12 protein-coding genes are annotated in these 8683 nt (G+C 27.3%); 5 read left to right on the top strand and 7 right to left on the bottom strand.

The window, feature by feature from the left end; translation table 11 throughout:
- Nucleotides 1–123 precede the first annotated feature (123 nt).
- Nucleotides 124–1848, bottom strand: coding sequence for an RNA-binding domain-containing protein (locus tag Q5F54_RS07480; RefSeq protein ID WP_281538257.1), 1725 nt, complete (start codon nt 1846–1848; stop codon nt 124–126).
- Between the two features lie 98 nt (nt 1849–1946).
- Nucleotides 1947–2201, bottom strand: coding sequence for a Mor transcription activator family protein (locus Q5F54_RS07485; protein WP_302334172.1), 255 nt, complete (start codon nt 2199–2201; stop codon nt 1947–1949).
- Between the two features lie 152 nt (nt 2202–2353).
- Between Q5F54_RS07485 and Q5F54_RS07490 the strand changes: the two genes are divergently transcribed.
- The 4 genes from Q5F54_RS07490 (at nt 2354) to Q5F54_RS07505 (ending at nt 3797) form a co-directional block, all read left to right on the top strand.
- Nucleotides 2354–3016, top strand: coding sequence for an N-acetylmuramoyl-L-alanine amidase (locus tag Q5F54_RS07490; protein ID WP_281538255.1), 663 nt, complete (start codon nt 2354–2356; stop codon nt 3014–3016).
- Between the two features lie 86 nt (nt 3017–3102).
- On the top strand, nt 3103–3327 hold the full coding sequence (locus Q5F54_RS07495; protein WP_288564748.1) for a DUF1659 domain-containing protein: 225 nt from the start codon (nt 3103–3105) through the stop codon (nt 3325–3327).
- 29 nt (nt 3328–3356) lie between these two features.
- Nucleotides 3357–3584 carry a DUF2922 domain-containing protein gene (locus Q5F54_RS07500; RefSeq protein ID WP_071121108.1) on the top strand — a complete coding sequence of 76 codons (228 nt, stop codon included), beginning with the start codon at nt 3357–3359 and terminating at the stop codon, nt 3582–3584.
- A gap of 63 nt (nt 3585–3647) precedes the next feature.
- Entirely contained in the window at nt 3648–3797 is a 150-nt protein-coding gene (locus Q5F54_RS07505; protein WP_281538252.1) for a YvrJ family protein, read from the top strand.
- A 76-nt stretch (nt 3798–3873) separates the two neighbouring features.
- Here Q5F54_RS07505 and Q5F54_RS07510 read toward each other — a convergent pair whose 3' ends face one another.
- The 5 genes from Q5F54_RS07510 to Q5F54_RS07530 all read right to left on the bottom strand — a co-directional run bounded on the left by Q5F54_RS07510 (nt 3874) and on the right by Q5F54_RS07530 (nt 7944).
- Nucleotides 3874–4905 carry a hypothetical protein gene (locus tag Q5F54_RS07510; protein ID WP_302334173.1) on the bottom strand — a complete coding sequence of 344 codons (1032 nt, stop codon included), beginning with the start codon at nt 4903–4905 and terminating at the stop codon, nt 3874–3876.
- Between the two features lie 4 nt (nt 4906–4909).
- The gene (locus Q5F54_RS07515) at nt 4910–5161 is read right to left on the bottom strand and encodes a YkgJ family cysteine cluster protein (RefSeq protein WP_281538250.1); all 252 of its coding nucleotides are present in this window, start codon (nt 5159–5161) and stop codon (nt 4910–4912) included.
- Complete coding sequence (locus Q5F54_RS07520; RefSeq protein WP_281538249.1) at nt 5161–6471, bottom strand: hypothetical protein; 1311 nt, start codon at nt 6469–6471, stop codon at nt 5161–5163. Before Q5F54_RS07520 ends, Q5F54_RS07515 begins: the two co-directional genes overlap by 1 nt.
- Nucleotides 6472–6609: 138 nt before the next feature.
- Complete coding sequence (locus Q5F54_RS07525) at nt 6610–7449, bottom strand: hypothetical protein (protein WP_281538248.1); 840 nt, start codon at nt 7447–7449, stop codon at nt 6610–6612.
- A 327-nt stretch (nt 7450–7776) separates the two neighbouring features.
- Nucleotides 7777–7944 carry an Ltp family lipoprotein gene (locus Q5F54_RS07530; protein WP_330691045.1) on the bottom strand — a complete coding sequence of 56 codons (168 nt, stop codon included), beginning with the start codon at nt 7942–7944 and terminating at the stop codon, nt 7777–7779.
- Nucleotides 7945–8172: 228 nt separating this feature from the next.
- Here Q5F54_RS07530 and Q5F54_RS13140 point away from each other — a divergent pair, with 228 nt between their 5' ends.
- Nucleotides 8173–8319 (top strand): YvrJ family protein, encoded by a 147-nt coding sequence (locus Q5F54_RS13140; protein ID WP_281538247.1) that lies wholly within the window; start codon nt 8173–8175, stop codon nt 8317–8319.
- Nucleotides 8320–8683 lie beyond the last annotated feature (364 nt).

An 8683-nucleotide genomic window follows, 5' to 3' on the forward strand; every position in this document is an offset into this window, starting at 1 on the left:
ACATTCAGAAGTTATCCACATTTTTTAAAATATTATAATATCCTTAAGCGTAAAATATAACGCGTCATACTTAAATAATGACGCGTCATTGTTATTAAAGGACACGTCATCATTTAAATCATTTTATAAGGACGCGTCATCTTCTTTATAATTACTTAATACATACCTTACTTTATTAGAAGTTCCTATTTTCTTTATTAATCCTTTATTTATTAATTTATTACACAACCTTAAATTTTTATTTTTATCAAATCCAAGATGTATTTCACTTAAACTTCTATTTGTATACCCATTAGTCACAATAAAATCTAATAGCTTTTTTTCATCTCCTGTAATAGAGTCTAAATCAATATTTGCATCCTCAGTTTCATTGTAATTTTTATTTATATGATATATCTTTCCTCGTCCATATCCTTCCTCTACAAGAAACTCTTTCTGAACTAATCCATATAAAATTTTAGTAATATCATTAGGATGATTATTACAAATAGTTTGTAACCTTGAATTAGTGACGCGTCCTTCTAAGTACGCTGTAACTATAGCTAATATTTCTAATTCATCAAGAGAGTCAAACTTTTTACCATATAACTCTTTTATTTTTATTATACACTCTTGCGGTATAAGTGATACCATCCATAAATTCAGTGTCACTATATTTAAATTTGTATTTTCTTCTAATTGAGGTAATCTCCAATGTTGTTGATTCCATGCTTTAAGTATTGTAGGAAATCCAGACCCTATATTTTCTCCAAGACCTATCAGCCTTAATATTGTTTGTATTTTAGGGTTTCTTGATTTAGAATTTCCACCACTAAATATATCCTCTTTTGATATTTTCAAATTCCCTGCATTAGAAAACTCGTAATGATCTTTATATCTAATAACTTTTAATGTACCTTGGCTATTATAATCTCCATGTACTATCGCATTTACAAATGCTTCTCTTAATGCTTTATGTACTAATGTATCATCTATCCTAGTTAAATTTTCCATATAAAATGGTACTTTTAGCCCTTCAGTTAATTTAGGAATTACCATTGTATAGAAGTTATATAAATTATTTTCCCAAGTCCCATCTATAGTAATTCTATCATTATATCTGACCTCTTCATTGCTATCTCTTTCATCTCTAAAATCTATGTTTATATATGGATAAGCTTCCCTTATACTTAACCCCTTCCCAAACATTAAAAGCCCTGCTAATGTTAATCCTTCTTGCTTTGTACTTCTATTTTTTGAAATAGCTCCTAATTGTCTTAAAAAATCCTCATCCGATAATTCATTCCATATATGATCTGGATTTACTACTGAAAATCTATTTCGATATCTCTTTAAAGTATTTGCATCTATATCATACATATCATAGCCTTCTAAAATTATAGAGTCTCCGCCTTGTTCTGAGGCATCTCTTATCATTGCATTTACTTCATCCTCATGACATTTATAATCTCCCTCATAATTTCTCTTATATGTTCCTTTATAAGGATTTCCATTTATAAATATAGGTTTGTCTTTATAGTATGCTCTTGGTATGTTTATTTTTATAACAGATTTATTATCTATATCTATAACTTCTAAATCTTCATTTTTTAATATATTTTTATTAACTTTTTCTCCATTTAATGTGCTCCAAAAGTCTTTTATAACTTTGTCTACATTTTCAACTCCAGTTATTATTAGTTCATTATCTACTTCATCTATTCCTAATAATATAATACCCCCGTTTGTATTAGCCATTGCTGAATATGTATCCCATAATGATTTAGGAACTTCATTTTTAGACTTTTTGCATTCTAAATCTTCACTTTCTCCTAATTTAAGAATATCTAGTAATTGTAATGTATTCATAACCTCACCTCCTGATACTTAATAATAATATAATTGTATCATAAAAATAATTTATTTTTATTCTATAATTTCAAAAATAAATATATAATTAAATCAACTCACTCCTTATTAATAATATTCCTAGCCTGTACTTCACTTATCCCATACTTCATAGAAATATCCTTATAACTTCCCTTAAACTCATCTCTTATCTTTCTATTCCTAATCGGCTTAACCAAATTACTTTCATTAGGAATATACAACAAACTTCCACCAGCTAACTTCACCAATCCCTTAAAAGCATCTATACCTATAACATCAACCACATCCTTAACACTATCGGGAACATCACTTTCCGTTAAAAACTCTAACATACAACTCCCCCCTATCCAAATAATCATACATATAATTTCTACATCAAATAATTAACCTCCTACAAAATAATAAAATCCTTCTATATCAAACTTAATAAAAACTATTATAACCTTTAATAAATAATGATTTTAAAACTAAGGAGGAATAAAATATGAAATGGTATCTAGACTTTGGACATGGAGGAAAAGACCCTGGAGCAATAGGTCCTACAAAATTAAAAGAAAGCGATATAGCTTTAAAAATAGGAATGATGGTAAAAGAAAAGCTTGAAAATGCATTTGAAAAAGTAATAACTACACGTGATAATGACAAATACTATTCACTAGATTATAGAACTAAAAAAGCAAATAATGAAAACTGTGACTACTTTATAAGCATACATCTAAATTCAGCAACTAACACATCTGCAAAAGGATGTGAAGTATGGATATATAATGAAAACAGTAAACTTCAAACACTTGCTAATAGTCTATGCAATAACCTAGCAACTAAAATGAATACACCCAATCGTGGAGTTAAATATTCTAAAAAATTATCAGTACTCAAAAACTCAAAAATGCCTGCTCTTTTAATTGAAATAGACTTTATATCAAACAAAGAAGTAGAAAACTATTTAAGAAATGATAAAAACTTAAAAAACATATCAGATACAATATCATCAACCCTACTTTCATTTGTAAATAAATCTATTATTGACGATGGAGTATTTTACCGAGTATGTATAGGCTCATTTAATAATAAAGATAATGCAGTAAACCTTAAAAACGAAGCTATCTTAAAAGGATTTAAAGATACTCATATATACACTACTTAATAAAATTTTTTTATAAAATACTTTAATATAACATAAAATTAAAACTTTCTATAATTATATTAAATAACAAATAAGGAGGTAATAACATGGCTGTTACAACTATGAATAACCCATCTAGCTTAAGAGTAAAATTAGATGCTGGAAGAGATGACTCTACAGGAAACACTATAGTAAAATCTAAAACTTACTCAAACTTAAAATATGATGCTAATAATCAAGATGTATATGATGTAGCACAAGCTCTTATGGGACTTCAAGATTATACTGTACTTGAAGTATTAAAACAAGATTCTACCACTCTAGAAGGGTAACTGAAATAAAAAAGAAAGGAGAATAAATTATGGAAACTACTAAAAAACTTATTATGTCATTTTTAACAAGTGATGATAGAAAAGTTTCTTTATCAGTTGATAATCCAAGAGAGGATATTACAGAAACAGAAATTAAATCAGCAATGGACTTAGTTGTTGAAAAAAATATATTCGCTCCAAATGGTGGTAATATAGTAGCTACTGTGGAAGCTAAGGTAGTAGTAACTGATACTACTGAATACGATTTAGTCTTATAATAAAAAGCTATGCATTAAGTTGCATAGCTTTTATCTTTATAAATTTTGAAAGGAGTATATTTTATGGAATTTGATTTACAAAATCTTATAGCTTCTGTTGGTTTTCCTATAACCCTTAGTATGTACTTACTTGTAAGGATAGAAGGAAAACTGCAAATTCTATCTGATAGTATAAATGAATTATCTAAAAATATTATAGGACTTATTAAATAAATTATCCTAATAATATAAGAAATATATCTATATTATTAGGCAGTATGCATAACTATATAGATATATTTCTTATACTTTAATTCATATTTAAATTATTAAGTACTTGTTTTGAATGTATAATCGAAGCATTTACATCACTTCTATTAACTGTATTCATCTCATTTTCATTTTCAGCTTTATTAACAAGGCTTACTTTACACATATTATATAAAAGTCCAACAAGTAAAACAACGTTCTCTACTAATTTTCTCTCATATTGATTAAAATCATTCCAATCCACTTTGTTAAGTTCATTTACTTGATAAGATATATAATCAAAATTTTCTACATACTTTTCATAAACATTATTAATAGAAGTACTATACTTAATTGCTGTATTTTCAAGTTCTGTCAAGTATGCACATATATTATTGATTGTTTCTTCTGCTTTTTTCATTTGACTATGAGCTTCATCAGCCTTATCAGATAATTTACTTCCAGTAACACTAAAAATAACACCTCCAACTAATAACCCAACACCTAGTGTTGTTGCTCCTAGTATTGTGCTTCCTAATGCCATACCGCCTCCACCAACAGCAAGTGAACCCCCTCCAATTGCTGCAAGTGCAGCATTTGTAGCTGCAACACCACTAAGACTTGATATTGCAGTGCCAGTTGAAGCTGTTCCAAGTAGCATAACCGCAGATGATGTTGCTCCAGCAGCTGCAATTCCTCCAGCTGTACCAACAGCAGCTCCACCTAATCCACCAAGAATAACACCTGCTCCTACAGAAACCTTTTTTAATTCTTCTTTATCATATTCAGGTAATTTTACACCATCTTTATTATATTCTTTAAACTGTGGTCTATTTTGAATTTTTTCTATAGTATTTGAAAATTCATCAAATGAATTTAAAATCTCTAATTCTAACTTACCTAAATCATCCATAGATTTATTTGCTGATTCACTTTTTTTATTAAATCTTTCAATGTTACGTTCATGCTGTGCTTCAGCATTTTTCATAGTATCATTAGCTGACTTCATCTTCACAGCTCCATGTACACCTGTACTAACTCCAGCTACACCAGCTATTGCCGCACCTACTCCTAAAACTAATGGTAATGGCATAATCTCACTCCTCACATTTTTTAAGTTTTTCACATTCTTCTATATTTAATCTATAATATTCTTCTAAACTCATTGTATCTTTAAAAAATAACTCATAACATTCATCTATTCTACAAAGTAAAGGACGATTCTCATAAATTGAACATAAGTTTCCACTTAAATACTTACATACTCCATCTCCTCTATCTAGTTCTGAATATATCTCTGATTTATAAATATTCATACAGCAAAGTCCACAACTATCACATTCAAACATTACTCAAACCTCAATGTTGCATTTTTATCTGACATATGTTCATCAAAGTTCCCTTGCCAAGGTTTACTGTATCCCATTTTATCAAATGTATCTAAAAGCATTAAATTTAGTTCATCACAATTTTTAGCATAATTAAATGTACTTACTAATTTATTATATTCTTCAGTTTCTTTTTTGAATAACTCAATATCTATCTTTTCAAGTTCATTTAAATATACTAATAAAGCTTCATTTATTCTTTTATAAGCTTCTATACCCTTTTGCATAGAATTTGCAATACCTATCCTAATAAATACTTCTTTTAATACTAACATTACAAAACGTAACCAAGCAACTAAATTCATTCTCATAAAGAATCGCAGAGCATTACCATTTGCTCTAATACCTGCATCAATACCATCCATAACACATAGTGTTCCATTTCCTAATATCAACATAACTCTTAGGTCAGCATGACTTTGTGTAGGAATACATTCTCTAAGTGGCTTTTTAAATTGAAAATATCTTCTTAATGACCATATAAGTCTGATTAATAAATCAGTTACTATTACAGGTATTGACTGTGCTAAACTAAATCTAAAATCATAACCATCTTGGAAAGCACGAGTTGCAATTGTTGCTAAATCTTGTTTATCTTTATCCACATTAAATTTCCCAAATTTACAAAATCCAAATAACTCATAAAATGGCATTACAACACCAGAACCTCTCATCTTACTTCCAGAACTACCTGATATATCAGACATTACATGTCCAAACCAGTTGGCTACTCCACAGAATATTTTAGAAATATAATCTCCACCTTGTAATTCAAATGTATCTGTTGCAATAGTAATTAATTGACCATCTGCAATAAATGAAGATGTTGATGTAAATTGATTAAGTATTGAAAAGAAAAGTCCAATAATATCTGGAGAATGAGCAATAGACATCATATGATGATTTCTAGTTCCCATTTTAAATAAATTATTCACATCTCCACTATGACTTTGATCATAGTTAACTTTGAATTTTTTTTCTAAAAATCCTACAGCACTTTTAAGATTATCTTCTTGACCTGCTCTTGGACTCCATCCCATTTGTTTAGCAAAAACCTTTACACAATTATCAACTTGTGAGTCTGTCCATTTTCCAAGAACACTATCTGAAGGGCTTCCAACTAAAAAAATATCTATTATTCCTCCTATTGCACCGCACCCTACCGCTGCAAGATAATCATACTTATCACATTTATCTTCATTTTGAAATAATATTTTATTTTCTAAATTATTTTCTAATAAAGGATAATTTACTTTTTTTTCATTATTCATTAAATATAATTCCTTTCAACTTCAAATATAGCTGAATATAACTGGTTATATATAGTATGTATACGGCTTAATATCATTTAACTTTACATATATTTACTTCAAATCCTACTTTATCTATTTAGAGAATTTAAAATAAATTTATAATTTTTTAATATATCCATCACTACCTTGTTCATATACTTCACCAGTATATTTATTTACATAGTAGATTCCTTCTCCCTCTCTAGGTATGTATCCATAGAAATCACTAGGAGCTTCATCTAAATAGAAATTAACAAAACCACCGTCACTACCATCTAAAAATGAATATTCTAATATATGTCCAATTTTTTCATCTAAAATCTCAAGAGCCTCTCTTATATGCATAGCTTGTCTAGTTTCAGTATTATTGTTATTAGTTACCTTATTACTTGTTACTTTATTATTAGACTCTTTTTCTTTAATGGCTTTCTCACACTTTTCTAATAATAAATTTATTTTATTAAATGATTCCATATATTTAGTAGTATCTCTTATATCTAACTTTAATTCTTCTAATAATTCTTTTGCATCTTCATATTGTTTACTATTAACTAATGCTTCAGCGCCTTCAATTTCTTTTCTGAAATTTTCACTTTCTATTTCACTTAACTTACTTCGTAAATCTTCCAGCATAATATTAATTTCATTTAATATAATATCATTTATATTGCTTCTAGATTTTAGCTCATTACACAATTCAATAACTTCATCAAATTTTTCATCTAAACTCAATTCTTTTATATTTATCAATTCATCAATCTGATTTTTTAATAACTTTGCATCTTCATCATTTTCTTTCTCTTGCAAAGCTAACTCAAGTAGCCCACTTGCTTTCTCAAATTCTTTATTAGCTAATGCATTTTCTGCAGCATCCATACTTTTATTAAAAGTTGTATTTGTACATCCAGATAGTGTCATTGATAATAATATTACAATTGGTAATTGTTTTAATTTCATATATTCCTCCATTTATAAAATATTGTATATTATTTAAATTTTACTATATACCTTAATATATATTTACTTATAATGATTAAAGTTAATTTACAGCGTTGTCTAAAATATTATTGAATTAAAATTAAATATAAATATATAGCTTTTAATTTTAAATAATTAATCTGTTGTGCTAGTTAATATGCTATATATGTTGAAAACCCTAGATACAGCCTTTTAACTAATAAAAATATTTATATTATAAGCGAGTATTTTCAATGATTATATTTAACTAGCACAACGAGTTAATTATATATAATAAAAAGTGTATAATAAATATACACTTTAAAATTATTCTAAGTTATCAATAGCATACTGTGCTTCTTCTGCTGTAAATTGTTCACCATATTCTGATACTAATTGGTCATATATTGCACTTGGTGACATTGATATAGTTTCTTGATATGACTGTGCCTTTTTTAATGCATATTTATATTCAGTAGGAATATTTTCATCTATCTCATTCTATTAATTTTGATATTACTTGAACCTAATAAGTGTTTATTATGTATTCAAGTATATCATTTATTTAAATAACACATATATTAAGTATGTACCTATTTATGTACATATAAGCTATTGCGTTAAGTAGGTGTATATTTGCATGACTATCAGTAATTACTATTCTTAAACAAAAACCTATTCCTTAATTGAAATAACTTTTATATTTTTTAATAAGTATATTTTATGGAATTTGATTTACAAAATCTTATAGCTTCTGTTGGTTTTCCTATAGCCCTTAGTATGTATTTACTTGTGAGGATTGAAGGGAAGCTACAAACTCTATCTGATAGTATTAATGAATTATCTAAAAATATCATTAGCATGAGATAATTTTCTATGGATTAAACCATCAATTAGATATATACGCTAAGTGATGGTTTAATTCTTACTTATATTAAAATTTTATTACAACTTCTCCATATAAATCCTTATTTTCTAAATTTCTTAATTAGCATAATACAATTAATAAGTTGTTATTCAAAAAAGACCACCTAAATTACTTAGGTAGTCATAATATATTTATCTCATTCACCTAAAACTCATAGTATCTGGATAAACATCTGAAATAATAGCATCCACATCACCTTTATACCAATAGCGATACAAACCACTAAGTTTATTTTTGATAAAATGTTTAGCTTATATTTCCTGAATTGTCAATTTAAATCAGACAAATTACTTATGAATCACTAAG

It is taken from the genome of uncultured Romboutsia sp. (assembly GCF_958366745.1).
GTDB classification, from domain to species: Bacteria; Bacillota; Clostridia; order Peptostreptococcales; family Peptostreptococcaceae; genus Romboutsia; species Romboutsia timonensis.